General features: G+C 67.7%; 23 protein-coding genes. 12 read left to right on the top strand and 11 right to left on the bottom strand.

The window, feature by feature from the left end; all coding sequences use genetic code 11:
• Nucleotides 1-28: 28 nt before the first annotated feature.
• Nucleotides 29-229, bottom strand: coding sequence for a hypothetical protein (locus tag AC07O0_RS16560; protein ID WP_494624779.1), 201 nt, complete (start codon nucleotides 227-229; stop codon nucleotides 29-31).
• 66 nt (nucleotides 230-295) lie between these two features.
• Nucleotides 296-739: a hypothetical protein gene (locus tag AC07O0_RS16555; RefSeq protein ID WP_494624778.1), complete on the bottom strand. Its 444-nt coding sequence runs from the start codon at nucleotides 737-739 to the stop codon at nucleotides 296-298.
• On the opposite strand from AC07O0_RS16555, the gene AC07O0_RS16550 reads away from it, so the two are divergent.
• On the top strand, nucleotides 729-1,733 hold the full coding sequence (locus AC07O0_RS16550; protein WP_494624777.1) for a hypothetical protein: 1,005 nt from the start codon (nucleotides 729-731) through the stop codon (nucleotides 1,731-1,733). The two genes, AC07O0_RS16555 and AC07O0_RS16550, sit on opposite strands and share 11 nt — an antisense overlap.
• Before the next feature lie 52 nt (nucleotides 1,734-1,785).
• Here AC07O0_RS16550 and AC07O0_RS16545 read toward each other — a convergent pair whose 3' ends face one another.
• The 6 genes from AC07O0_RS16545 to AC07O0_RS16520 form a co-directional block, all read right to left on the bottom strand.
• Complete coding sequence (locus AC07O0_RS16545; protein ID WP_494624776.1) at nucleotides 1,786-2,862, bottom strand: OmpA family protein; 1,077 nt, start codon at nucleotides 2,860-2,862, stop codon at nucleotides 1,786-1,788.
• A 1,264-nt stretch (nucleotides 2,863-4,126) separates the two neighbouring features.
• Complete coding sequence (locus AC07O0_RS16540; protein ID WP_494624775.1) at nucleotides 4,127-5,020, bottom strand: polysaccharide deacetylase family protein; 894 nt, start codon at nucleotides 5,018-5,020, stop codon at nucleotides 4,127-4,129.
• 73 nt (nucleotides 5,021-5,093) lie between these two features.
• Nucleotides 5,094-6,815, bottom strand: a complete 1,722-nt coding sequence (locus AC07O0_RS16535; RefSeq protein WP_494624774.1) for a dipeptide ABC transporter ATP-binding protein — start codon at nucleotides 6,813-6,815, stop codon at nucleotides 5,094-5,096.
• Complete coding sequence (locus tag AC07O0_RS16530) at nucleotides 6,812-7,690, bottom strand: ABC transporter permease (protein ID WP_494624773.1); 879 nt, start codon at nucleotides 7,688-7,690, stop codon at nucleotides 6,812-6,814. The genes AC07O0_RS16535 and AC07O0_RS16530 overlap by 4 nt, the downstream gene beginning before the upstream one ends.
• Nucleotides 7,690-8,661, bottom strand: a complete 972-nt coding sequence (locus AC07O0_RS16525; RefSeq protein ID WP_494624772.1) for an ABC transporter permease — start codon at nucleotides 8,659-8,661, stop codon at nucleotides 7,690-7,692. Before AC07O0_RS16525 ends, AC07O0_RS16530 begins: the two co-directional genes overlap by 1 nt.
• A gap of 22 nt (nucleotides 8,662-8,683) precedes the next feature.
• The gene (locus tag AC07O0_RS16520) at nucleotides 8,684-9,448 is read right to left on the bottom strand and encodes a creatininase family protein (protein WP_494624771.1); all 765 of its coding nucleotides are present in this window, start codon (nucleotides 9,446-9,448) and stop codon (nucleotides 8,684-8,686) included.
• Between the two features lie 31 nt (nucleotides 9,449-9,479).
• Between AC07O0_RS16520 and AC07O0_RS16515 the strand changes: the two genes are divergently transcribed.
• The 11 genes from AC07O0_RS16515 (at nucleotide 9,480) to AC07O0_RS16465 (ending at nucleotide 21,497) form a co-directional block, all read left to right on the top strand.
• Entirely contained in the window at nucleotides 9,480-10,031 is a 552-nt protein-coding gene (locus AC07O0_RS16515; RefSeq protein ID WP_494624770.1) for a MarR family winged helix-turn-helix transcriptional regulator, read from the top strand.
• Entirely contained in the window at nucleotides 10,028-11,632 is a 1,605-nt protein-coding gene (locus AC07O0_RS16510; RefSeq protein WP_494624769.1) for an ABC transporter substrate-binding protein, read from the top strand. The genes AC07O0_RS16515 and AC07O0_RS16510 overlap by 4 nt, the downstream gene beginning before the upstream one ends.
• 175 nt (nucleotides 11,633-11,807) lie before the next feature.
• The gene (locus AC07O0_RS16505) at nucleotides 11,808-12,755 is read left to right on the top strand and encodes an isoaspartyl peptidase/L-asparaginase family protein (protein WP_494624768.1); all 948 of its coding nucleotides are present in this window, start codon (nucleotides 11,808-11,810) and stop codon (nucleotides 12,753-12,755) included.
• On the top strand, nucleotides 12,752-13,792 hold the full coding sequence (locus tag AC07O0_RS16500) for a ketopantoate reductase family protein (protein WP_494624767.1): 1,041 nt from the start codon (nucleotides 12,752-12,754) through the stop codon (nucleotides 13,790-13,792). Before AC07O0_RS16505 ends, AC07O0_RS16500 begins: the two co-directional genes overlap by 4 nt.
• The gene (locus AC07O0_RS16495; RefSeq protein WP_494624766.1) at nucleotides 13,765-14,520 is read left to right on the top strand and encodes an SDR family NAD(P)-dependent oxidoreductase; all 756 of its coding nucleotides are present in this window, start codon (nucleotides 13,765-13,767) and stop codon (nucleotides 14,518-14,520) included. The genes AC07O0_RS16500 and AC07O0_RS16495 overlap by 28 nt, the downstream gene beginning before the upstream one ends.
• Nucleotides 14,521-14,653: 133 nt before the next feature.
• Nucleotides 14,654-15,778 (top strand): TIGR03364 family FAD-dependent oxidoreductase, encoded by a 1,125-nt coding sequence (locus AC07O0_RS16490; RefSeq protein ID WP_494624765.1) that lies wholly within the window; start codon nucleotides 14,654-14,656, stop codon nucleotides 15,776-15,778.
• Nucleotides 15,775-16,614 carry a phosphonoacetaldehyde hydrolase gene (gene phnX, locus AC07O0_RS16485; RefSeq protein WP_494624764.1) on the top strand — a complete coding sequence of 280 codons (840 nt, stop codon included), beginning with the start codon at nucleotides 15,775-15,777 and terminating at the stop codon, nucleotides 16,612-16,614. Before AC07O0_RS16490 ends, phnX begins: the two co-directional genes overlap by 4 nt.
• Nucleotides 16,615-16,828: 214 nt before the next feature.
• Nucleotides 16,829-18,037: an ABC transporter substrate-binding protein gene (locus tag AC07O0_RS16480; protein WP_494624763.1), complete on the top strand. Its 1,209-nt coding sequence runs from the start codon at nucleotides 16,829-16,831 to the stop codon at nucleotides 18,035-18,037.
• Nucleotides 18,038-18,145: 108 nt separating this feature from the next.
• Nucleotides 18,146-20,038: an ABC transporter permease gene (locus tag AC07O0_RS16475; RefSeq protein WP_494624762.1), complete on the top strand. Its 1,893-nt coding sequence runs from the start codon at nucleotides 18,146-18,148 to the stop codon at nucleotides 20,036-20,038.
• The gene (locus AC07O0_RS16470; RefSeq protein WP_494624761.1) at nucleotides 20,035-20,796 is read left to right on the top strand and encodes an ABC transporter ATP-binding protein; all 762 of its coding nucleotides are present in this window, start codon (nucleotides 20,035-20,037) and stop codon (nucleotides 20,794-20,796) included. The genes AC07O0_RS16475 and AC07O0_RS16470 overlap by 4 nt, the downstream gene beginning before the upstream one ends.
• Nucleotides 20,793-21,497, top strand: coding sequence for an ABC transporter ATP-binding protein (locus AC07O0_RS16465; RefSeq protein ID WP_494624997.1), 705 nt, complete (start codon nucleotides 20,793-20,795; stop codon nucleotides 21,495-21,497). Before AC07O0_RS16470 ends, AC07O0_RS16465 begins: the two co-directional genes overlap by 4 nt.
• Before the next feature lie 303 nt (nucleotides 21,498-21,800).
• Here AC07O0_RS16465 and AC07O0_RS16460 read toward each other — a convergent pair whose 3' ends face one another.
• The 3 genes from AC07O0_RS16460 to AC07O0_RS16450 are packed head-to-tail and all read right to left on the bottom strand — an operon-like array spanning nucleotide 21,801 to nucleotide 24,406.
• Nucleotides 21,801-22,598, bottom strand: coding sequence for a MetQ/NlpA family ABC transporter substrate-binding protein (locus AC07O0_RS16460; protein WP_494624760.1), 798 nt, complete (start codon nucleotides 22,596-22,598; stop codon nucleotides 21,801-21,803).
• Between the two features lie 43 nt (nucleotides 22,599-22,641).
• Nucleotides 22,642-23,307, bottom strand: a complete 666-nt coding sequence (locus tag AC07O0_RS16455) for a methionine ABC transporter permease (RefSeq protein WP_126114307.1) — start codon at nucleotides 23,305-23,307, stop codon at nucleotides 22,642-22,644.
• Entirely contained in the window at nucleotides 23,297-24,406 is a 1,110-nt protein-coding gene (locus tag AC07O0_RS16450) for a methionine ABC transporter ATP-binding protein (RefSeq protein WP_494624759.1), read from the bottom strand. Before AC07O0_RS16450 ends, AC07O0_RS16455 begins: the two co-directional genes overlap by 11 nt.
• Nucleotides 24,407-24,412: the final 6 nt, after the last annotated feature.

The raw sequence follows: 24,412 nt of genomic DNA, 5'->3' as shown, positions 1-24,412 counted from the left end.
AGGCATTGCACGCGATGGAGAGGGAGAATCAGGCCGTGATGTCGAGATTGCCGCCCTGGCCGGCGGGTAGCATTGCCTGCTGCTGCTCAGTGGCCTGCTGGAGCATGGCGACGAGAGCCTGGTCGGAATCGGCGTTCTGCTTGACCATTTCGAGCTGCATGGCCTGCTGCGTCGCAGCCGACTTCATGCTCATCAGGCTCTGGGCGATCACGACCGACATCTCACTCATGGCAGGCTCCTCGCCGTCACCATAGGTAGCGATCGTTACCTGAATCTAAACCTAAAGCCGCAACCGCTATCGAGCAGGCGCGATGATCGACGGCACCGGCTTCGGCATCGGAATCTCGCGGTTCGGCTCCGGCGGCGCGGAGCGATCGCGCGCCAGCTGCTCACGCTCGCGCCGCGCCTCGACACGATCGGAGCGCGGTTCGAGCTTCTGCACCTCGCCCGCATTCGGCGCCATTGGCACGCCAGGCGCCCGCTGACGCTGCGGTGAAGGCGACTGAGCGGCAACGGCCTCAGCTGCGACAATGCCTACGAAAATCAATCCGACGAGGAACCAGCGACGCACGTGCATGACACCCCCTCCAGTCGGGCCGGCAGCCATGACCGGCCTGATGGAACAACCCGCGCGGGCGACGCCGGTTCCAGCGTGGCAGTGGGATTGTCCGCACTTCGCGCCGTTGTAATAGTCGCCGCAAATAGAGCGACGTGCCGGCAGGACCACGATGACCGACAAGGACTCGGCCGCCACATTGCTGCGGCAGTTCATCAACCTCCAGGGGAATGCTCTCGCCACCGTGCCGCAAGCCGAGTTCGCGGCGCTGCAACACGCCTACCGCGGATTTCTGCCGCTGAAGAATGGGCTGCCCCTGCTCTGGCTCTTCGGTTTCGACGAGAACGGGCCGGTGGCCGGCGGGCCGACGGTGGATACCTCCGCGCTGAAGCAACGCCTCAAGCTGCTGGCCTATGTCGGCAAGTTCACCAACCTGCCCGGGCAGCGCGCCAAGGCCAGGAACTTCGTCGCCTTTGCCGGTGAGGGCGAGCGCTTGCTCGCGACGCTGCGCCATCTTGGCTATCGGCACGTGAAGCGCGACGACGGCTATTGGGTCACCCAGCTCGACTTCTGGGGCATGGTGCTGATCGTGCTGCTGACACCGGGCGCCCGCGTCGCGCTGCTGCAGGATTTCCTCGACGGCAGGCTGAATCTGCCGCGGCAGGACGAACACCATGCCATTCTGCTCGGCCATGCCGAAGCCGCCTTGCCTCTGACTCAGCCGGCCGAGCCGGAATTCATCGCCCTGATCGAACGCCTGTCACAAGCCGAGCGCGCACGCCGCGCCAAGAGCGAAAGCATGGGCCTGGCGAAGGCGCTTGGTCTCGGCCTCGCTGGCGACGACTGGGTGATCGGGATCTCGGTGCCAGAGGCATGCGGCTCGGGCTACGGCTACCTGCTCGGGCTGTCGCTGCGCCCAATGCCCGAATTCGACTGGTCGCTCCATATCAGCGACCGCGACAACCATAGCCGCTTCGACGAACGGAACGGCACGATGCTTCGGAATGATGCCGGGATCACGCCGCTCGGCACCGGCAACCTCCAGGCCTTCCCGCGCTGGCTGAAACAGGCTGAGCGAGAGCTGGGAATCCGCTTCGATCTCGGCGCCTCCAACTTCACCGTCGGCCGCAAGCGCTCGGCCGTGGCGCCTCTGCGCGCCTGGATCGAAAACGGCTGAAACGAGACGAGGCGGCGCCGAGCGCCGCCTCGCAAACTGCGTTGGTCTTGTCTTACTGCTGGTTCTGGCCGGTGAGCAGCGGCGTGATCCGGCGCAGGGTCACGCGCCGGTTCTCGCGCGAGTCGCCCTGCGTCTGGACCTTGGGATACTGCTCGCCATAGCCCTGCGTCGTCAGGTTCTCGGCGGGAATGCCGAAATCGCGGGTCAGGATCTCGGCGACCGACTGCGCCCGCCGGTCCGACAGCGACAGGTTGTCGACGTCGGCGCCGACCGCGTCGGTATGGCCCTCGACCATGAAGACCTCGTTCGGTGCGCGCTCGACCGCCTGGCGCACCGCCTGCGCGATGACCTGCAGGCGCCCGGCCTGGTCGGGCGTGACCGTCCAGGAGCCGGAATCGAAGTTGATCGTGTCGATGTCGACGCTGCGCATATGGGCGCGCAGATCGGGCGAGTAGCGGACTTCGTCGAGCGTGTAGCGGCGTGGCACCGGCGCGACCGGCGGAGCGGTGATCGTCTCGTAGATCAGTCGCTCGTCGGCGCGCTCGGCATCGACGATATAGCGCTCGCGCGGGATGCGCAGCGGCGGCGGCGGCAACTCGACCACCTCCTCGGCGAAGCGGGCCTGCGGCCCGTCGCGGCGGACATTGTCGATGATGACGAATTCGCCGCCGTCGCGCTCGCGCCGCGAGCGGCGGATCAGCCGGCCTTCGGCGTCGGTCACCGTGACGATCTGCGTGCCATCGGGACGATTGTAGACCGTCACCGTCTCCTCGCCCCGACGCTCGCTGCGGGTATCGAGGCCGAGATCGCGGAAGCGCTGCGTCTCGTCATAGCGGATAACGGCCCGATCATCGTCGCCGCGAATGATGGTGCGGCCGGGCTCGCGGATGATGGTGACATCGCCCTCGCGACGCTCCTCACGCCTGCTGCGGATGTCATCGAGCCGGCTCGCGCCCTGCGTCGCCATGATGCCGCCAATCGCGGCGGCGCCGAGACCGATCGCGGCGGCGCCGCCAAGCCCGATGCCACCGCGGCGACCTTGCCGATCGGGCACGGGCTGGCCGGCCTGACCGGGGATGCCGGGTTGGACCGGCTGCACCTGGCCGGGCGCAGCGCCCGGTTGCGACAAGGCTCCAGGCTGCTGGCCGGGAGCTGGCGCAGATTGCGTCGGCGCGGTTCCGGGCTGCGATAGAGCGCCCGGCGTACGGCCGGCGTTCGGAGCCGGGGCAGGCTGGCCGGTAGTCGGCTGACCAGTGCCGCCGAGCCCACCTTGACCGGGCGCCGGCTGCGCAGGTGCCGCTTGACCCGGAGCGGTCTGCCCGGGCTGACGGCTCAGGCCCGAGGGCTGCTGGGATGGAGCTGTCGGTGCCGGCGCGCTGCCGGGCTGCGACAGAGCTCCTGGCGCGCGACCAGCGGGCGGCGCGGCAGATGGCTGGGTCGGCGCAGGCTGGCTCGGGGCCGCCTGGCCGGGCTGGCGATTCAGGCCAGGGGCCTGCTGAGAGGGCGCCGGCTGCGATGGAGCCGTTCCGGGCTGCGACAGAGCCCCAGGCGCGCGGCCGGCCGGCGGCGCGGCCGAAGGTTGGCCGGGTTGGGGCTGAGCGTTGCCGCCGGGGGCAGCCTGACCCGGCGCGGGGCGAGCGGGCACTGCCGGCGACGACGGTGCTGCCGCGGGCGGCTGGCCTGGCGCAGTCTGCGCGGGCGCTGGGCGGCGCTGGGGCGCGTCTCCCGATGGTGCTCCAGAAGCGTTGGGCTGGGCTGCCGGAGCACCCGGACGGGCAGGCGAAGGCTGCGGCGCGATCTGGCCGGCAGCCGGCCGCTGCGGTGCGGCCGGGGCCGCCGAGGGGGCACGCGGCGCGCCTTGCGGGGCAGATGGAGCGACCTGGCCCGGTGCAGCGCCTGCGGGCGGCGTGGGGCGACGCGGCTGCTCGGTCTCGGCCGGTGCGGCCCGGCCGGCAGGCGAGGTGGGGGGAGGCGCGACCGCAGGCGAACGGGGAGCGGAAGGCGGCGCGGCTGCCGGACGTTCCGGCGCCGATGGCGCAGCGGGGCGGGCCGCCGGCGGCTGGCCCGGTGCAGGACGGGCACCAGGACGTTCCTGACCGCCTCGATCGGGGCGCTCCTGCCCGCCGGAACCGCGCGGGCGGCGCGGGTCCTGCCGGTCGTCATCGCCCGACTGGGCCTGGGCGAGTTGGAGCGATGGAGCGGCGAAACTGCCCTGCGACAGTGTGATGGCGGGGATGAGGGTGCCGAGCAGGAGCAGGTTCTTAGTGCGCATCATGACATCCGTTTCCAGTTGTTCTTCCGGAGATGAACGCCCCCGCGCCCTGAATTCCGAATGAACCGAAAACGGCCGAAATCGGGCACGGTTCCACGACCGACCCGATTTCACACAGAGCTCAGAGCCCCGCCTGCTCCTTCACATAGGCCGCGATCTCAGCATGCGTCGCGAACCAGACATCGCCCTTGGCCTTGGCGTGGCGCACCAGCTCCTCGAGGATCCAGAAGCGCGAGCGATAGGTGATGACATGCGGGTGCATGGTCAGCAGGAAGAGCCCGCCTTCGGCGTATGCGCCGTCGAATTCGCGCTTGAAGATGTCGAACACCGCCTCGGGCGCCGTATAGGGCCGCAGCGCCTGGAAGCGGTTCATGTTGAAATAGACCGCATCGTCGCGGATCCACTCGACCGGCAATTCGACCATGCCGGTCGGCTCGCCCTTCTCGATCAGCTCATAGGGGTCGTCATCGGCGAAAAGCGATGAATCATAGATCAGGCCGAGCTCGCGCTCGACGGCGAGCGTCACCTCGGAAAAGTCCCAGGACGGCGTGCGCATGCCGACCGGCCTGACGCCGGTGACCTTCTCCAGTGTATCGGCCGAGCGCAGATGCAGCTCCCGCTCCGCCTCGGGCGGCACCGCTGTGTTGACCTCATGGATCCAGCCATGCAGGCCGATCTCGTGACCTTCTGCAATCACGCGGCGCTGCTCGTCGGGATAGAGCAGCGCGGTCACCGCCGGCACGAAGAAGCTCGCCTTGATCTCCTCGCGCGCCAGCATGGAGAGGATGCGCGGCATGCCGGCGCGGTTGCCGTACTGGCCCCAAGAGAGCCGGCCGACCGACTTGCCGCCATCGCGCAATTCATTGGTCTCGTGGTCGACGTCGAAGGAGAGCGCGACGGCGCAGCGTGCCCCGCCCGGCCAGACCTTTGGCTTGAGGTTGCGGCCGGCGCGGACCTGCTCGACCTTGCCGCGCCAGGTCTCCTCCGGCCATTGCCAGGGTTTCAGTTCGGTCATGGCGTTCCTCCTCTGGCATCGGACCGAAAGTGGATTCCACTTTTCGGTCCGATGCGATCACGATGATCTATGCTCAGGCCGCCGCTACGGGCAGCACTGGCACGGCCGCGAGCAGCCGCCTGGTGTAGTCATGCTGCGGGTTGTCATAGACCTCGCCCGCCGGCCCTTCCTCGACAATGCGGCCGCGATACATCACCGCGACCCGGTCGCAGAGATGTCGGACGACCGAAAGATCGTGCGAGATGAAGATCAGGGTCAGGCCGAGCTCGGCCCGCAGGCGCATCAAAAGGTTGATGATCTGCGCCTGGATCGAGACGTCGAGCGAGGCGACCGGCTCGTCGCAGACGACGAGGTCGGGCTGCATGGCGAGTGCGCGGGCGATCGCGACGCGCTGGCGCTGGCCGCCGGAGAACTGATGCGGATAGCGCTCGGCGAAGGCCGGATCGAGCCCGACCGCGGCAAGCCAGTCGCGGACATAGTCGCGAGCGCCGGCCTTGCCGACGAGCCCATGGGCGAGCGGCCCCTCGGCAATGCCGTCGCCGATGCGCATGCGTGGATTGAGCGAGGCGAACGGGTCCTGGAAGATGGTCTGGATGCGGGTGGTGAGCTTGCGCGGCTCCTGCCCCTCGCTCATCACCGGCCAACCCTCGAAGCGGACGGTACCGGAAGACGGCGCGTAGATGCCGGCGGCCATGCGCCCGAGCGTCGACTTGCCCGAGCCGGACTCGCCGACCAGCCCGAGCGCCTCGCCGTGCGGCACGGTCAGGCTGACCTCGTCGACGGCCATCACGGCGGGAAGCGGCTGCACGAGACCAAGTTTCTGGCCTAGTCCGCGCAGCGCGCCGGGCCGCGACTCGAAGCGCTTGCTGACGCGGTCGGCGACGAAATAGGCCGCGCCGGGCACCGGCGCGGCGACCGCTGCCGCCGGCTGGCGGGCGGGCGGGGCGGCATCGGGAACGCCGCCGCCCCGCAGCAGGAATTCACCGGGCCTGGCGCGCGAGGGCAGCGCGTCGAGCAGAGCGCGGGTATAGGCGTGCTGCGGGCGCGTCAGCACTTCGAGCGTCGGGCCGGCCTCGACGATCTTGCCGAGCCGCATCACCGCGACGTGCTGGGCGATCGAGGCGACGGTGGCGAGATCATGGCTGATCCAGATCAGCGCCGTGCCGAGCTCGGTGACGAGCTCCTTCATCTCGGCCAGGATCTCGGCCTGGATCGAGACGTCGAGTGCCGTCGTCGGCTCGTCGCAGATGATCAGCTTGGGATGGTGCAGCAGCGCGATCGCGATGGCGACGCGCTGGCGCATGCCGCCGGAGAGCTGGTGCGGATAAAAGTCGACCGTCGCCTCCGGGCGCGGGATCCGGACCTGGACAAGGCCGGCAATGGCGCGCTGGCGCGCCTCGGCAGCGGAAACCTTCTGGTGCGCTTCCAGCGCCAGCCTGATCTGCTCACCGATGGTCAAGACTGGATTCAGCGTCATCAGCGGGTCCTGGAAGACCATCGAGACGACGCGGCCGCGCAGCTTTCGCAATTCGTCCGGAGGCAGCCCGACGAGCTCGCGGCCATCGAGCTTGACCGAGCCGCCGGCGACGCGGCCAGGTGGATCGATCAGGCCGATGATCGAGAAGCCGGTGACGCTCTTGCCCGAACCGGATTCGCCGACGAGCCCCATCACCTCGCCGCGCCGAAGCGAGAAGGAGACGCCGTCGACCGCCTTGACCACACCGGCCCGGGTGAAGAATTGCGTGGTCAGGTCTTGGACCTCCAGAAGCGGCGCCGCGGCCGCGCCGTCGCTCATCGCTTCAGCCTCGGGTTGACCTGGTCGCGGATCTGGTCGCCGACCAGGTTGATCGCAACAATCAGCAGGATCAGGGCGAGGCCGGGATAGATCGAGATCCAGTAGCGGCCGGAGAGCATGTACTGGAAGCCATTGGCAATCAGCGAGCCAAGCGAGGGCTCGGTCACCGGTAGACCGACGCCGAGGAAGGACAGTGTCGCCTCGAGCGCGATCGCATTGGCGACCTGCACGGTCGCGACCACGATCAAGGGCGGCAGGCAGTTCGGCAGGATGTGGCGCCAGATCACCTGACGCGCCGGGAGCGGCGTCGAGAGCGCCGCCTCGACATAGTCCTTGCCGCGCTCGGCCGAGGCCGCGCCATGGGCGGTGCGGGCGAAATAGGCGTATTGCGCCGCGACCAGCGCGGCGATCAGCTGCGCCTTGCCTTGGCCGAGCAGCGCCGAGATCACCAGCGCGAGCAGGATCGCCGGGAAGGCGAGCTGGAGGTCGATGACCCGCATGATGAAGGCCTCGCGCCGTCCGCCGAGATAGGCAGCGGAAACGCCGAGCGTCACGCCGATGCTGAAGGCGATCGCGCCGGCGACCAGCCCCATCTGCAGGGAGATGCGCAGGCCGTAGAGGATGGCCGAAAGCAAATCCCGGCCCTGAGCATCAGTGCCGAGCCAATGGGTATAGCCGCTGGAGCCGACATAACCAGGCGGGCGGCGCGCATCCGAAAGGACGAGATTGGCGAGGTCGTAAGGGTTCTGCGGCGCGAGCAGCGGTGCGAGCAGGGCTACGCCGATCATCAGGGCGACGACGACGAGCGCCGCGACCGAGACGCGGCTCTCCTTGAACTCGCTCCAGAAGCGGGCGATCGGCGTTTCCGTCCGCATCACGCCCGTCCCTTCCGCAAGCGCGGATCGAGCGCGAAATAGGTCAGATCGACCAGGAAGTTGATCATGATGAAGACGAAGGCGACCAGCATCAGATAGGCGACCATCACCGGCCGGTCGAGCGACTGGATGGAGTCGATGATCAGCTTGCCGATGCCGGGCCAGGAGAAGATCGTCTCGGTCACCACCGCGAAGGCGAGGGTCGAGGCGAATTCGAGCCCGAAGACGGTGACGAGCGGGATTGAGATCAAACGCAGCACGTGCCGGCGCAGGATGACGCCTTCCGAGATGCCGGCGGCGCGGGCGAACTTCACCGTATCGGTCAGCATGATCTCGCGCGTGCCGGCCCGCGCCAGTCGCGTCATCAGGGCGAGCTTGAAGAAGGCGAGGTTGAGCGCCGGTAAGAACAGATGCGAGAGACCGTTCAGCGTCAGAAAGCTCCACTGAACACCGAAGAGCGCGGCGGTCTCGCCGCGCCCGCCGGCTGGCAGCCATTGCAGCTCGACGGCGAAGGTCATGATCAGGACGAGGCCGATCCAGAAGGTCGGCACCGAGAAGCCGAGAATGGACAGCGCCATGATCAGCTTGGACAGCTGGCTATCCGGCCGGTAGCCGGCATAGATGCCGGCGGGGATGCCGATCAGCGCCGCGCCGAACACCGCCGCGAGCGTCAACTCCAGCGTCGCCGGCAGGCGCGACAGGATGAGCTGGAGCACCGGCATGCCGAAGACAAAGGAGCGACCGAAATCGCCGTGCAGGACGCGGCCGAGGAAGGTGAAATACTGCTCCCAGAGCGGCTTATCCAGGCCGTAGCGGGCGATGGTGTCGAGCCTGATGTCCTGGCTGACATCGGGGCCGATCAGCACATCGATCGGGTTGCCGATGGCGTAGACGCCGACGAAGACCAGCGCCGACATGACGAGCATGACGGCGAGCGCCTGCAGGATGCGCTCGATGACATGGGTCAGCATCGGTGCCGTCCCATTGCTGACCTCACGGCCAGCTCTCGACCATCACCGCCCGTGTCTCCTCGACGCCGACGGCCCAGAGTGCCAGCATTTCCTCGTCCGGTCGCTGGTAGCGGCCGTGGAAGTTACCATCGCCGAGGATCTCGCGCTTCCGCTGCGGGTTGGCGGCCTGGTAGAGCGCGGTATCGAAGGGCGGCTTCACCGCATCCGGCAAGGTCACGCCCTCGAGCCGGGTCCAGGGGAAATTCTCCATCCAGGAGGCGTGCGAAGCGGCCATGTCGACTGCCCTGACCGCCTTCTGGAAGCGCGTCCCCGCCCACCAATTGTGCATCTTGACGCTGGCGTCGGGGCGCTTGCCCATCCATTCGGTCACCGCCGTCATCACCGGCGCGTTGCCGCCATGACCGTTGACCAGCACGATGCGGCGGAAACCGGAGCGGTAGACGCCTTCGAGCAGGTCCTCGATCAGCGCGATATAAGTGGTCATTCTGAGCGAGATCGTGCCGGGATAGGCGGTGAAGCCGGGTGTCATGCCATAGGCCAGCACCGGGAAGACCGGGATGCCGAGCGGCTCGGCGGCCTCGGCCGCGACACGCTCGGACAGGATCGCGTCGGTGGCGAGGCTCAGATAGGCGTGCTGTTCGACGCAGCCGAGCGGCAGCACGCAGCGATCGTCGCGCTTCGCCTGTTCCTCGATCTGCATCCAGTTCATCCGGGCGACGAGCACGGTCTGATCCTTGCGTTTCGGCGAAACCGCGTCATCCTTGACAGTCGCATCAGCGACCGTCAAGTTCCATATGGAACTAAATTGGATGTCCGAGATGGCACGCGCCCCGACTTCCTTGTCCAAGCTCGATCGGGAGCGCGAAGCGGCGCTGCGCGAGCTCGATCCGCTCACCGTCACCAAGCTCTGGGACAATCCCTGCTGGCTATCGTTCCGGCTCAATTTCATCGCCTTCCGCTTCAACGACCCGGTCTATCGCTGGATCGAGACCCGCTACGGGCTGGTGCGGCCGGAATTCGTCGCGCTTTATGCCGTCGGACTCAAGGGCGGCGTCGCAGCCAAGAACATCGTCTCCTCCTCAGGCCTGCCGAAGAACACGCTCTCGCGCGCAATCCAGAAGCTGCTGCAGCGGCGCCTGCTCAAGCGCGAGACCGATCCGGAGGACCTGCGCAGCTATGTGCTGGCGCTGACGCCCGCCGGGCGCGCCATCTTCGACGAAACCATGCCGATGATGGTGGGACAGCAGACCGCGATGCTCTCGGTACTGACCGAGGCCGAGCAGCGGCAGCTCTGCGAGCTGATGGACAAGATGGTGATCGCCTCCCCGAGCTGGCCTGCCGATCTCGAACCTGAAGGGACCAAATCATGACCAAGCCGCTGTCGCACCGGTCCCCGCTCTGGCGGACCGCCGCCCTCGCCGCGCTGATCGGACTGCCGCTCTCCGGCGCAGTCTCGGCGCAGACGCTGACCATCGGCGTGCGGGCCGGGCCTGAATCGATCGACCCGCACTTCACCGCGACCGGCACCCATGCCGAAGCGCTGAAGCATGTCTTCGACACCCTGACCTGGTCGGGCGACAAGCTGCAGATCGAGCCGCGCCTCGCCACGAGCTGGAAGGCGATCGAGCCCTCCGTCTGGGAGTTCAAGCTGCGCCCGGGGGTCAAGTTCCATGACGGCTCCGACTTCACCGCCGAGGACGTCAAGTTCTCGATCGAGCGCATCCCGGTCGTCGCCGGGCCGAACCCGACGACGATCTATGTCCGGCGCGTCAAGGAGGTGAAGATCGTCGATCCGCTCACCGTCCACATCGTGACCGACGGGCCGGCGCCGAACCTGCCGAACGATTTCATCCGGCTGTTCATCGTCTCGCACAAGGCGGCGGCCGGGCTGACCAAGGACAGTGCCAACGACGCCTTCAACACCGGCAAAGCGGCGATCGGCACCGGCCCCTACAAGTTCGTGTCCTGGACGCCGAAGGACCAGCTCGTGCTCGAGCGCTTCGACGGCTACTGGGGCGAGAAGGAGCCGTGGCAGCGCGTGCTGCGCAAGGAATTGCCGAACGACGCCGCCCGCGTCGCGCAGCTCAAGGCCGGCCAGGTCGACATCATCGTGCGCGCCCCGGCCTCCGACGTGCCGACGCTGAAGCGCGACGCCAAGCTCACGGTCGCCACGATCGACACGGTCTATGTCTTCAACATGGAGCTCGACATGCGGGACAAGTCCCCGCAGGTCAGCGCCAAGGACGGCTCGGCCTTAGCCAAGAACCCGCTGCAGGACGCCAAGGTGCGCGAGGCGATCGACCTCGCCATCGACCGGCCGGCGCTGGCCGAGGTCGCGATGGAAGGGCTCGGCGCTCCGGTCAACCAGCTGGTGACGCCGGATATCGCCGGCTACAACAAGAGCCTGCCGCCACTGAAGCCCGACCTCGCCAAGGCCAAGAAGCTGATGGAGGAAGCCGGCTACCCGAACGGCTTCAAGATCGGCTTCTCCTTCACCAATGACCGTCTGCCGGGCGACCGCCAGGTCGGCACCTCGATCGCGCAGATGCTGGCGCGCATTGGCATCGAGGTGAACGCCAATGCCCAGCCCGGCGCCGTCTTCTTCCCGGCGCGCCTGCGCGGCGAGTTCTCGATGTCGATGTCGGGTTGGGGCACGCTGACGGGCGAAGCGAACTACACGCTCTCCTCGGTCGTGCACTCGAACGACCCGGCCAAGAAGCTCGGCGCCTTCAACGTGCTCAATTACAAGAACGCCGATCTCGACAAGCTGATCGAGGACGCCGCCATCGAGATGAACGAAGCCAAGCGCAACGACCTCTTGGCGCAAGCCAACGCCATCGTCGCCAAGGACCGGCCCCGCCTGCCGATCGTCGCGGTCGGCTCGGCCTGGGCGATGCAGAAGGCCAAGGTGACGATCCGCCCGCGCGTCGATGAAGATACCCTCGCGATGGACATCAAGCCGGCGAAGTAAGGCTCTTCCTTCTCCCCACGGGGGAGAAGGTGGCAGCGCGAAGCGCTGACGGATGAGGGCCGGCCGCACAGCGCAGGCCGGACCTTGTTCACCCAGCCGCACTGCCCTCATCCGTCTGCTTCGCAGACACCTTCTCCCCCGAGGGGGGAAGGATTCATGTCGAGGATAACCCAACATGACCATCGCCCTCGCCATCCATGGCGGCTGCGGCACCTTGCCCAAGGCCGAAATGACCGACGCCGAATGGGCCGAGGCCAAGGCCCATCTCGCCAAGTCGCTGCGGGCCGGCTGGGCGATCCTCGCCAAGGGCGGCAGCGCGGTCGACGCGGTCGAGGCCGCCGTGCTGGTGATGGAGGATTCCGTCCATTTCAACGCCGGCCATGGCGCCGCCTTCAATGCCGATGGCGAGCACGAGCTCGACGCCTCGATCATGGACGGCTCGACGCTGGCCGCCGGCGCGCTCTGCGCGGTCAAGCGCATCCGCAACCCGGTCAGCGCCGCCAAGGCGCTGATGCATCGCGGCGACCCGCTGCTGCTGACCGGCCCGGCCGGCGACGCCTTCGCCCAGACCGAGGGTCTCGACATGGTCGAGAACGAGTATTTCTCGACGGAGCGGCGGCGCAAGAACCTCGCCTCGATGAAAATCCGCGAGCTCGTCGGCACAGCCGGAGAAGCGAGCGAAGCCGAGAAGCACGGCACGGTCGGCGCGGTCGCGCTCGATGCCGACGGCCATCTCGCCGCCGCGACCTCGACCGGCGGCTACACCAACAAGCCACCGGGCCGCGTCGGCGATTCCCCGATCATCGGCGCTGGCACCTATGCCCGCGATGGGCGCTGCGCGGTGTCGGGCACCGGCAAGGGCGAGTTCTTCATCCGCTACTGCATCGGCCATGAGATCGCGTCGCTGATCGGCTATGCCGGCCTCTCGTTGAAGGACGCATCCGACCGCGCCATCGCCGAGTTGACCCAGCACAAGATCGGGGCCGGCCTCGTCGCCGTCGGGGCCGATGGCGCGATCGTCGCGCCTTACAACTCCGAGGGCATGTATCGGGGCTGGGTGACGTCGGACGGGCTGGTCCATGTCGGAACCCATGCCGACGTCGAAGTGATGGGGCAGGCATGAGCAGTGGGCCCATCCTGATCTGGGGCGCCGGCGCGATCGGCGGCACGCTCGGCGCCTATTGGGCAAGGGCCGGGGTGCCGGTGCTGCTGGTCGACATCGTGCCTGAGCATGTCGAGGCCTGCCGGACATCGGGGCTATCGATCACCGGGCCGGTCGAGGAGTTCCGGCAGGTCGTGCCGGCGGTGACGCCGGATGAGCTGACCGGCACTTATTCGCGCATCGTGCTGGCGGTGAAAGCCGGCGCCACCGAAGCCGCGCTCGCCGCCTTGAAGCCGCATCTTGCCGCCGATGGCTTCGTGCTCTCGGCCCAGAACGGGCTCAACGAGATCGTTATCGCCAAGGCGGTCGGCGCAGCGCGGAGCATGGGCTGCTTCGTCAATTTCGGCGCCGACTGGCACGGGCCGGGCGAGATCCTCTACGGTAATCGCGGCGCCGTGGTCGTCGGCGAGCTCGACGGCGCGATGAGCGAGCGGGTGCGCGAGATGCACCGGCTGCTCGCGATCTTCGAGCCGGACGCGATCCTGACCGACAACATCTACGGCTATCTCTGGGGCAAGCTCGCCTATGGCGCGATGCTGTTCGGCACCGCCCTCACCAACGACTCGATGTCGGCGAACTTCGCCGATCCGAAGCGGCTGCCGGTCTGGCTCACGCTCGGGCGCGAGGTCGGCGCGGTCGCGGCGGCGCGCGGCGTCACCTCGCTCGGCTTCGGCGAGTTCGACCCCAGCGTGTTCGCGCCGGGCGCACCGGAAGGTCCGCAGATCGAGACGATCGCCTGGCTCACCGACTACACCTCGAGGACGGCCAAGACCCATTCCGGCATCTGGCGCGACCTCGCCGTGCGCAAGCGCAAGACGGAAGGCGGGCCGCAGATCGGCATCATCTCCGCGCTCGGCCGCGAGGTCGGCGTCGCCACGCCGGCGTTGGAGCTACTGGTATCCCTGATCCAGGACATCGAGGAGGGCCGCCGCCCGATGTCCCTGGACACGCTGAAGGTTCTGATCGACCAATGCAGATCCGCTTCGACGACCGCGTAGCCCTCGTCACCGGCGCCGCCCAGGGCATCGGCCGCGCCATCGCTGCGGCGCTGGCGCAGGCTGGTGCGAAGGTCCATGTCGCCGATCTCGATGCCGACGGCGTCGCCGCCAGCGCGGAAGCACTCGGCGCGAAGGCTCATGTCGCCGATCTCGGCAGTCCGGAGGCCGCGAAGGAGCTGGTCGACGCGATCCTCGCCGCCGAAGGCCGGCTCGACCTCCTGGTCAATGCCGCCGGCGGCGTGCGCGGCCAGGTCGGCCGGCCGATCGAGGAGATCTCGGAGAGCGACTGGCGTGCCGTCTTCGCCGCCAATGTCGACGCCGCCTTCTTCCTGTCGCAGGCGACCGCGCCGGCGATGAAGCGGGCCGGGTATGGCCGCATCGTCAACATCTCCTCGGGCGCCGGCCTGCGGCCGAGCCTGACCGGCATCCAGGCCTATGCCAGCGCCAAGCATGCGCTGGTCGGCCTGACCAGGCAGCTCGCCTGGGAGTTCGGGCCTGATGGCATCACCGTGAATTCGGTCGCGCCCGGCTTCGTCCGCTCCAACCCGGCGACCGAGCGGCAATGGGAATCCTATGGCCCGGACGGCCAGAAGCGATTGATCGAGGGCATCCACACTCGCCGGCTCGGCACGGCCGAGGACATCGCCCATGCCAGCCTGTTCTTCCTCTCCGAGCAGGCGGGTTGGGTGACCGGACAGATCCTTTCGGTCGATGGTGGTCGCTCCTGACTATGCACAATTGCACGCAATGCGTGCAGTGAGCCGGCTGCAATCCGCACTTCGTCACAGTTCTGCATTGCAAGGGCCTTAAGCGGCCCCGAATGGCATGGCGCGAATCGCAAGAGCGCCGGGAGGAAAGTTCGTGGAGCGTAGTTTCGATCTCGCCATCGTCGGCGCCGGCATCGTCGGCCTCGCCCACGCGCTCGCGGCGGCGCGGCGCGGGCTGAAAGTGGTGGTGATCGACCGCGATGCGCAGGCCAACGGCGCCTCGATCCGCAATTTCGGCTTCATCACCGTGACCGGCCAGCAAGCCGGCGAGACCTGGCGGCGAGCGAAGCGCTCGCGCGATGTCTGGGCCGAGATCGCGCCGAAGGCCGGCATCGCCATCGCCCATGCCGGGCTCTGCACGACCTCGCGCCGGCCGGAAGCGACCGCCGTGCTCGAAACCTTCCTGAAGACCGAGATGGGCGAGGGCTGCGAGCTGCTGAGCAGCAGTGCGCTCGGCAACCGTTTCCCCTTCCTTGCCGGCCAGGAAGCGGCGCTGTGGAGCCCGCATGATCTGCGCGTCGAATCGCGCGAGGCGATCCCGCTGCTCGCCAACCATCTCGAACGGGACTGGGGCATCACCATCCTGCGCGGTACGACGGTGCGCGGCGTCGCGCTGCCGGTGATCGAGACCTCGAATGGGCCCTTGCGGGCGGACGCCGCCATCATCTGTCCTGGCGATGATTTCACCGGCCTTTATGCCGACGAGCTCAAGGCCGCCCACCCCGCGCTGACGCGCTGCAAGCTGCAGATGCTGCGGGTGCGGACCGCTTCCACCGGCCCCGATCTGCCCTGTGCGGTGATGTCCGACCTCTCGCTGGTGCGCTATCTCGGCTACGCCGAACTGCCGGAGGCTGCTGCCCTACGCGCCCGGCTCGAACGCGAGCAGCCGGAGCAGCTCGCCAACGGCATCCACCTGATCACCGTCGCCTCGGGCGACGGCACGCGCGTCGTCGGCGATTCCCATCACTACGCGGCGACGCCCGACCCGTTCGGTGACACCGAGGTCGACGAGCTGATCCTCGACGAATACGCGGCGGTGTTCGGCACCCGCCCGCCGGTCGAGGCGCGCTGGCTCGGTACCTATGCCAGCCTGCCCGACCAGCCGATGCTGCGCGAATGGGTCGCCGACCGGGTCGGCCTGGTCATCGTCACCTCAGGGACGGGAGCGTCCACCTCCTTCGCCATCGGCGAGGAAACCATTGCGGAGATGTTCGGATGAGCGCGCTGTCCTTGCTTCCCTTCCAGACCGTCAGGGCTGTGGTGCTCGACTGGGCCGGCACCGTCGTCGATTTCGGCTCGCGTGCGCCGATGGGCGCCTTCGTCGAGGTTTTCGCCCGCTTCGGCGTTACGATCACGATCGCCCAGGCGCGCGGACCAATGGGCCTGCCCAAGCGCGCCCATATCGCGGCGCTGATGGCCGAGCCGGCAATCGCGGAGGCTTGGCGTAAGGCCCATGGCGAAATGCCGGGCGAAGCGGCGATCGACGCCGTCTACGCTGAGTTCGTGCCGCTCAACGCCGCCGTCGTCACCGATTATGCCGACCTCATCCCCGGCGCGGCCGACAGCATCGCGAACCTGCGCCGACGTGGCCTCAAGATCGGCTCGACCACCGGCTATACCCGCGAGATCATGGAACGGCTGCTGCCGGTCGCGGCGGCGCAGGGCTACGAGCCCGACAATCTGGTCTGTGCCGGCGACCTCGTCGAGGGCCGCCCGAGCCCGTTGATGATGTATCGCTGCTTTGCCGATCTGGGTGTCTATCCACCGTCCAGCGTGATCAAGGTCGACGACACCGAGCCCGGCATCGCCGAGGGCGTCGCCGCCGGCACCTGGACGGTCGGGCTCGCCATTTCCGGCAATTGCGTCGGCCTGTCTTTGGCCGAATGGAACGAATTGCCGCTGCTCGAACAGCAGAAGCTGCGCGGCGAGGCGGCGGCGCGCTTGAGAGCGGCCGGCGCCGACTACGTCATCGACAGCATCGCGGAGCTCGTCGGCGTGGTCGAGGCGATCGACGCGACGCTGACGGCCCGGCAAAGCGCGAAGCAGTCCGCCTGACGAGTTTCCGCCCGTCTTCGCTGCCGCCGGACGCGGCAGCGCGCGCCCAATTTTGAATGATTGACAAACAAAAATCCGCGGCTGACAATTCATACGCATACAAACGAATTTCCACCTCGGCTTGGCGCCCTGCGCTCGGCCAGCCTACGGTAGGAAATCGCGCAGCGAGGGGCTGTGGATGCGGAAGACCAGCGAGTCACGGGAGAGCCACCAGATGGACCGTCGCCAATTCGTCAGCGGAGCTGCACTCGGCGCCGTCGCGCTGACCACGCCGTCGCTGCTGCGCGCACAGGGCGCGCCGATCAAGATCGGCGAGATCAACAGCTACACCTCGCAGCCGGCCTTCCTGAAGCCCTATCGTCAGGGCTGGGAGCTGGCGTTGGAGCAGGTCAACGCCGCCGGCGGCGTGCTCGGCCGCAAGATCGAGACCCTGTTCCGCGACGATGCCGGCAAGCCCGAGGATTCGGTGCGCCTCGCCGGCGAGCTGATCAACGCCGAGAAGGTCGATCTGCTCTCGGGCGGCTTCCTCTCCAATGTCGGCCTCGCCATCGCCGACTACGCCCTGCAGAACAAGCGGCTCTATGTCGCCTCCGAGCCGCTTTCGGACGCGATCGTCTGGGCCAAGGGCAACCGCTACACCTTCCGCCTGCGCCCCTCGACCTACATGCAGGCGGCGATGCTGGTCGAGGAAGCGGCCAAGCTCCCGGCCAAGAAATGGGCGCTGGTTGCGCCGAACTACGAATACGGCCAGTCGGCGGTGAAGTGGTTCAAGGAGCTGCTGAAGAAGGCCAAGCCAGACGTCGAATTCGTCGCCGAGCAGTTCCCGGCGCTCGGCCGCATCGATGCCGGCGCGACCGTGCAGGCTCTCGAGGCAGCCAAGCCCGATGCGATCTTCAACGTCACCTTCGCCGCCGACCTCTCGAACTTCGTCCGCCAGGGCAACACCCGCGGCCTGTTCGAAGGGCGCACGGTGGTCTCGATGCTGACCGGTGAGCCTGAATATCTCGACCCGCTCGGCGCCGAGACGCCGGTCGGCTGGATCGTCACCGGCTACCCGCATGCCGACATCCAGACGCCTGATCACGTCAAGTTCCGCGATGCCTACAAGGCGAAGTACAACGACTATCCGCGCCTCGGCTCGGTGGTCGGCTTCGACACCATGAACGCCATCGCCGCCGGCATCGCCAAGGCGGGCACGACCGACAACGAGAAGCTCATCGATGCCATGAAGGGGCTGAAGTTCACCTCGGCCTTCGGCCCGGTCGAGTTCCGCGCCTCCGACCACCAGGCGACGCTCGGCGCCTATGTCGGCAAGACCACGGTCAAGGACGGCAAGGGCGTCATGGTCGACTGGCGCTATGCCGACGGCGCCAAATACCTGCCGTCGGATGCAGAGGTGAAGACGCTTCGCCCGGCGGGCTGACGCGCCAGGCTTCGACCTGATCTAGACTATGGCTGACCCGGCCGCGGCTCCCCGCTGCGGCCGTGGGAGGATTGCGCCCTTTTTTCGGTTGTTTCGACGGAACCTCGCATGATCGATCTGATCTTCGCGCAGACGCTCAACGGCCTGGCCTCGGCCTCGTCGCTCTTCCTCGTCGCCTGCGGGCTGTCGATCATCTTCGGCGTGACGCGGATCGTGAACTTCGCGCACGGCTCCTTCTACATGCTCGGCGCCTATCTCGCGTTCACGCTGGTCTCCCGCTTCGGCCCGGCCGATGCGCTCGGCTTCTGGGGCGGCGTGCTGCTGGCGGCTGTTATCGTCGCGGCGCTCGGTGCGCTCGTCGAGATCGTGATCCTGCGCCGGATCTACCAGGCGCCGGAGCTGTTTCAATTGCTCGCGACCTTCGGCCTCGTGCTGATGGTGCAGGACATCGCGCTCGGCATCTGGGGTCCGGAGGACAAGCTCGGCCCGCGCGCACCCGGCTTCAAGAGCTTCGTCGTGCTGATGGGCAGCCGCTTCCCGAGCTACGAGCTCTTCCTGATCGTGGTCGGGCCGATCATGCTCGGCCTGCTCTGGTTCCTGTTCCAGAAGACGCGCTGGGGTACTTTGGTGCGCGCCGCGACGCAGGATCGCGAGATGGTCGGCGCACTCGGCGTCAACCAGCGCCTGCTCTTCACCTCGGTCTTCGCCTTCGGTGCCGGCCTTGCAGCACTCGGCGGCGCGCTGCAGCTCCCGCGCGAGGCGGTGAACCTGCACATGGACCTCTCGATGATCTCGGAGGCCTTCGTCGTCGTGGTCGTCGGCGGGCTCGGCAGCGTCACCGGCGCTTATCTCGCCGCGGTGCTGATCGGCATCATCCACGCCTTCGGCATCCTGATCTTCCCGAAGATCACGCTGGTGCTGGTCTTCCTGGTGATGGCCGTCGTCCTGGTGATCAAACCCTATGGGCTGATGGGCAAGCGCCCGGTCGGCAGCGCCCATACCCATGGCCCGGTCGAGCCGCTGCTCCTGCCGGCGAGCGCCAACGTCAAGCTGATCGGGCTCGCGGCGCTGGCCGTGCTGCTGATCGCGCCCTTCATCGTCGCCGATCACTGGCTGCTGACGCTGACCGAGCTTTCGATCTTCGCGCTGTTCGCGGCCTCGCTGCACTTCATGATGGGCCCGGGCGGCATGGCCTCCTTCGGCCACGCCGCCTATTTCGGACTGGGCGCCTATGGTGCGGCGCTGGCGGTGAAGTGGCTGGGCATGCCGATGGTGCCGGCCCTTGCCTTCGCGCCCTTCCTCGCCGGCATCGCCGGGGTCGTCTTCGGCTGGTTCTGCGTACGGCTCTCGGGCGTCTATCTCGCCATGCTGACGCTCGCCTTCGCCCAGATCGCCTGGGCGACCGCCTTCCAATGGGTCGACGTCACCGGCGGCGACAACGGCATTTTGGGCGTTTGGCCGGCGGCCTGGGCAGCTCCGAAGCTGGTCTATTACTATCTTGCCCTGGCGGTCTGCGTCGCGGCGATCCTTGCCCTGCGCATCGTCGTCTTCGCCCCCTTCGGCTATGCCTTGCGGGCCGGGCGCGACAGCCCGCTCAGGGCCGAGGCGATCGGCCTGCCGGTGATGCGCATCCAGTGGATCGCTTTCATCATCGCCGCGGTCGCAGCCGGCATCGCCGGCGCTCTCTTCGCCTTCTTCAAGGGCTCGGTCTTTCCGACCTATATGGCGATCCCGCGCTCGGTCGACGGCCTGCTGATGGTGCTGCTCGGCGGCGTCCAGACCGTCTCGGGCCCGATCGTCGGCGCCTTCGCCTTCATGGGCCTGCAAGAGCAGTTGATGAAGGCGACGATGTACTGGCGCTTCGTCATGGGCGCCTCGATCGTCCTACTCGTCATCCTGTTCCCGCGTGGCCTCGTCGGCACGGCGCTGGCCTTCTCCGAGCGGCGCCGCGAGGCCGAGCCCGCCCCTCCCGTCACCGCCACGCCGGAGCCCGCCCGATGAGCCCGGTCCTCGAAGTCCGCAATCTCGGCAAGTCCTTCGGCGGGGTGCGCGCCGTCGACGATGTCAGCTTCTCGGTCGAGGCCGGCAAGCTGCTGGCGCTGATCGGCCCGAACGGCGCCGGCAAGACCACCTGCTTCAACATGCTGAACGGCCAGCTGCCCTCCGACCGCGGCGAGGTGATCTTTGATGGCAAGAAGATCACCGGCCTGAAGCCACGCGAGGTCTGGCGGCTCGGCGTTGGGCGCACCTTCCAGATCACCGCGACCTTCGCCTCGATGAGCGTGCGCGAGAACGTGCAGATGGCGCTGATCTCGCATGCCGGCGAGACCTGGACCTTGTTCGGCCGCGCCAAGGACCGCCATGTCGCCGAGGCCGACGCGCTGCTGAGCCAAGTCGGCATGCTCGACCAGGCCGAGCGCGCCTGCGGCGTCCTCGCCTATGGTGATCTCAAGCGGGTCGAACTCGCGGTCGCGATCGCCAACAAGCCCAAGCTCCTCCTGATGGACGAGCCGACCGCCGGCATGGCGCCGCGCGAACGCATCGCGCTGATGGCGCTGACCGCCGAGATCGCCCGGGAGCGCGGCATCGCCGTGCTGTTCACCGAGCACGACATGGACGTTGTCTTCGCCCATTCCGACGCGATCCTGGTGCTCGATCGCGGCAAGCTGATTGCCAAGGGCCGGGCCGAGGAAGTCCGCAACGATCCGGCCGTGCGCGCCGTCTATCTCGGCTCCGGCGCGACCTCGGGAGGCCACTGATGCTCGAGATCGAAGGCCTCAACGCCTATTACGGCCGTGCCCATATCCTGCATGGCGTCGGCTTCTCGATGGGGCGCGGCGAGGTGCTGGCGCTGATGGGCCGCAACGGCGCCGGCAAGTCGACGACGATGAAGGCGGTGATGGGGCTGGTACCGCCGCAAGCCGGCCGCGTCACCTTCGAGGGCCATACGATCGTCGGGCGCGAGCCGTTCGAGATCGCCCGCCTCGGCATCGGCTATGTGCCGGAGGAGCGCCGCGTCTTCTCCGAACTCAGCGTGATGGAGAACCTCTCCGTCGCGCAGAGGCCCAAGCGCGAGGGCGCGCCACACTGGACGCCGGAGCGGCTGTTCCAGCTCTTCCCCAATCTCGGCCGCATGCGCGACCGGCCGGGCGGGGCGATGTCGGGCGGCGAGCAGCAGATGCTGACCATCGCCCGTACCCTGATGGGCAATCCCAAGCTCGTCCTGCTCGACGAGCCCTCGGAAGGCCTCGCCCCGGTGATCGTCGAGGAGATGGCCAAGACCATCCTGGCGCTGAAAGGCGAAGGGCTCTCGGTGCTGATCTCGGAGCAGAACCTGCATTTCGCCGGCTCGGTCGCCGATCGCGCCACCATCATCGAGAAGGGCCTGATCCGCTTCACCGGCACGATGGACGAGCTCAAGGCCGACGACGCGGTGCGGGCGCAGTATCTGTCGGTGTGATCCCGCCGCCTTTCCGGGGCGCTGCGCAGCAGCGAGCCCGGAATCCATGAACACGACGCTGTTCCAGTTCGTCATGCTCGCCCTTGTGGCGAGCATCCACGTCTTGAATACCGCTCTCGAAGAACGAAGACGTGGATGGTCGGGACAAGCCCGACCATGACGGGAAAGGGCGGTGTTCATGGGTTCCGGGCTCTTCGCTACGCGAAGCCCCGGAAAGACGGAGAGCCCAAACGAAAAACCCCGGAAGCTTGCGCTTCCGGGGCAGGTGCCCGACCAGGACCGTCCAGCCGGGAGGGAGGAACGTTACCAGCCGGCGAGGACCGAACCCTTGAAGCGCTCGGCGACGAAGGCCTTGATCTCGGGGGTGTGATAGGAGGCGAGCAGCGCCTTGACCCAGGGCTTGTCCTTGTCGGCCTCGCGCACGGCGATCAGGTTGACATAGGGGCCCTTCGGATCCTCGCGCAGGATCGCGGAGGTCGGCTCGATCTTGGCGTCGACGGCGTAGTTGGTGTTGATCGCGGCGGCGGCGACGTCGGCGAGCGAGCGCGGCGTCTGGGCGGCCTCGATCTCGATGATCTTCAGCTTCTTCGGGTTGCTGGTGATATCAGCGACGGTCGGCTTGAAGCCGACGCCGTCCTTGAGCTTGATCGCGCCCTTGTCCTGCAGCAGCAGCAGCGAGCGGCCGCCATTGGTCGGATCGTTCTGGATCGCGACGGTCGCGCCATCCGGCACCTCGGTCCAGCTCTTGTGCTTCGAGGAGTAGATGCCGAGCGGGAAGTTCACGGTCAGGCCGACGCTGACCAGCTTGAAGCCGCGATCCTTCACCTGGTTGTCGAGATAGGGCTGGTTCTGGAAGGAGTTCGCCTCGAGCTCGCCGGCGGCGAGCGCCTGGTTCGGCACGACATAGTCGGAGAACTCGATGATCTTGAGGTCGATGCCGTTCTTGGCGGCGATCGGCTTCACCTTCTCCAGGATCTCGGCATGCGGGCCGGGCGAGGCGCCGATGCGGACGACCTGGTTCTGCTGGGCGAGCGCCGGGGCGGTGAGGACGAGTGAGGCGGCGAGGCCGAGCGCGAGGCGACGGCTGAACTGGGCGGACATGGTGGCTCCTTGGTGGACTGAACGGTTGGAAACGAAAAATCGATCAGGCGTGGCGCAGGCGCTTGTTGAGGCGGCGCGAAAGACGGTCGCCGACGCTCTGCACGGTCTGGACGAGGACGATCAGCACGGCGACGACGATCGCCATCACATCCGGCATGAAGCGCTGATAGCCGTAGCGGATGCCGAGATCGCCCAAGCCCCCGCCGCCGACCGCGCCGACCATGGCGGAGAAGCCAAGCAGGCTGACGAGCGCCAGCGTCAGGCCGAGCACGATCGCCGGCAGCGCCTCGGGCACCAGCACCTTGCGGACGATCTGCAGCGGGGTCGCACCCATCGAGCGGGCAGCCTCGACCAGGCCCTGATCGACCTCGCGAATCGCGCCCTCGATCAGGCGAGCGATGAAGGGCGTCGCGGCGACGGTCAGCGGCACGGTCGCGGCGAAGGTGCCGATCGAGGTCCCGGCGATCAGCCGGGTGAACGGGATGATCGCCACGACCAGGATGATGAAGGGCGTCGAGCGGGTCGCATTGACCAGCGCGCCGAGCACGGCATTGACCGCCGGCGCCGCGAAGAGCTCGCCCTTTTTGCTGGTCGCCAGGAAGACGCCGAGCGGCAGGCCGAGCGCCGTGCCGAGGCCGGCGGCGATCGCGACCATCAGCAGCGTGTCGCCGGTCGCCTCGATGATCAGACGGATGAGTTCAGGAGACATGGCCGACCAGCTCCGCCTTGAGATCGAGGGATTTCAGCGCGCCGAAGACGGCGGCAAGCTCGGGTTCGCTCGCCGGCACCGAGACCAGCAGGCTGCCGAAGGGTTTTTCGCCGATCGCGTCGATGCGGCCGGCAAGTATGTTGACGTCGACGCCGATCACGGCGCTGAGGCGGCTGATCACCGGCGTCGTCGCGTTTTCGCCGGTGAAGGCGATGCGCAGCACGGCGCTGTCGCCGGCGAGTGCCTGCTTATGGATGCGGCCGGCGAGGTAGTCGGGCACCTCGACGCCGGTCACCGCCTCGACGAAGCTCGCCGTAGTCGGGTGGCGCGGCCTTGTCATCACCTCGAAGGTCTCGCCATCCTCGACGATGCGGCCACCCTCGATCACCGCGACCCGGTCGCAGATCTCCTTGATCACCGGGATCTCGTGGGTGATCAGCAGGATGGTGATGCCGAGCTCGCGATTGACCTGCTTGAGCAGGGCCAGGATCGCGCGGGTCGTCTCGGGATCGAGCGCCGAGGTCGCCTCGTCGCAGAGCAGCACCTTCGGCTCGGTCGCCAGCGCCCGGGCGATGCCGACGCGCTGCTTCTGGCCGCCGGAGAGCTCGGCCGGATAGCGCTCGCGCTTGTCGGCAAGCCCGACCAGGGTGAGCAGGCGAGAGACCTGTGCCTCGATCTTCGCCCTGGGCACGCCGGCAATCTCCAGCGGCAGCGCGACATTGTCGAACACCGTGCGCGACGACAGCAGGTTGAAGTGCTGGAAGATCATGCCTGTGGCCCGGCGACGCTCACGCCAGCCTGCCTCGGTCAGGTTGGTGACGTCCTCGCCCTCGATCAGGATGCGGCCGGCAGTGGCGCGCTCCAGCCCGTTGACCAGGCGGATCAGCGTCGACTTGCCGGCGCCGGAGCGGCCGATCACGCCGACGATGCTGCCGCGCGGCACGACAAGGTCGATGCCGGCAAGCGCCGTGACAGGTTCCTGACTGTCACGGCTGGCGAAGGTCTTGCCGACGGCTTCGAAGCGAATGATCGCATCGGCCGGCGGCACTGGAAGGAGGGCCTCGACGCGAAAGGCATCGGGCTTCACGGGGGCGTTCATCATGTC

The sequence above is a fragment of the Allobosea sp. GW821-FHT10B12 genome, assembly GCF_059415545.1.
The sequence above is the reverse complement of the archived record's forward strand: the minus strand, read 5'-3'. Positions and strand labels throughout refer to the sequence as shown.

Excerpts from the sequence above, each read along its gene's own strand:
- AC07O0_RS16510 (WP_494624769.1), top strand. The coding sequence starts at position 10,028 with ATGACCAAGCCGCTGTCGCACCGGTCCCCGCTCTGGCGGACCGCCGCC.
- AC07O0_RS16530 (WP_494624773.1), bottom strand. The coding sequence starts at position 7,690 with ATGCGGACGGAAACGCCGATCGCCCGCTTCTGGAGCGAGTTCAAGGAG.
- AC07O0_RS16480 (WP_494624763.1), top strand. The coding sequence starts at position 16,829 with ATGGACCGTCGCCAATTCGTCAGCGGAGCTGCACTCGGCGCCGTCGCG.
- AC07O0_RS16500 (WP_494624767.1), top strand. The coding sequence starts at position 12,752 with ATGAGCAGTGGGCCCATCCTGATCTGGGGCGCCGGCGCGATCGGCGGC.
- AC07O0_RS16470 (WP_494624761.1), top strand. The coding sequence starts at position 20,035 with ATGAGCCCGGTCCTCGAAGTCCGCAATCTCGGCAAGTCCTTCGGCGGG.
- AC07O0_RS16515 (WP_494624770.1), top strand. The coding sequence starts at position 9,480 with ATGGCACGCGCCCCGACTTCCTTGTCCAAGCTCGATCGGGAGCGCGAA.
- AC07O0_RS16540 (WP_494624775.1), bottom strand. The coding sequence starts at position 5,020 with ATGACCGAACTGAAACCCTGGCAATGGCCGGAGGAGACCTGGCGCGGC.
- AC07O0_RS16525 (WP_494624772.1), bottom strand. The coding sequence starts at position 8,661 with ATGCTGACCCATGTCATCGAGCGCATCCTGCAGGCGCTCGCCGTCATG.
- AC07O0_RS16460 (WP_494624760.1), bottom strand. The coding sequence starts at position 22,598 with ATGTCCGCCCAGTTCAGCCGTCGCCTCGCGCTCGGCCTCGCCGCCTCA.
- AC07O0_RS16505 (WP_494624768.1), top strand. The coding sequence starts at position 11,808 with ATGACCATCGCCCTCGCCATCCATGGCGGCTGCGGCACCTTGCCCAAG.
- AC07O0_RS16550 (WP_494624777.1), top strand. The coding sequence starts at position 729 with ATGACCGACAAGGACTCGGCCGCCACATTGCTGCGGCAGTTCATCAAC.
- phnX (WP_494624764.1), top strand. The coding sequence starts at position 15,775 with ATGAGCGCGCTGTCCTTGCTTCCCTTCCAGACCGTCAGGGCTGTGGTG.
- AC07O0_RS16560 (WP_494624779.1), bottom strand. The coding sequence starts at position 229 with ATGAGTGAGATGTCGGTCGTGATCGCCCAGAGCCTGATGAGCATGAAG.
- AC07O0_RS16455 (WP_126114307.1), bottom strand. The coding sequence starts at position 23,307 with ATGTCTCCTGAACTCATCCGTCTGATCATCGAGGCGACCGGCGACACG.
- AC07O0_RS16450 (WP_494624759.1), bottom strand. The coding sequence starts at position 24,406 with ATGAACGCCCCCGTGAAGCCCGATGCCTTTCGCGTCGAGGCCCTCCTT.
- AC07O0_RS16495 (WP_494624766.1), top strand. The coding sequence starts at position 13,765 with ATGCAGATCCGCTTCGACGACCGCGTAGCCCTCGTCACCGGCGCCGCC.
- AC07O0_RS16475 (WP_494624762.1), top strand. The coding sequence starts at position 18,146 with ATGATCGATCTGATCTTCGCGCAGACGCTCAACGGCCTGGCCTCGGCC.
- AC07O0_RS16535 (WP_494624774.1), bottom strand. The coding sequence starts at position 6,815 with ATGAGCGACGGCGCGGCCGCGGCGCCGCTTCTGGAGGTCCAAGACCTG.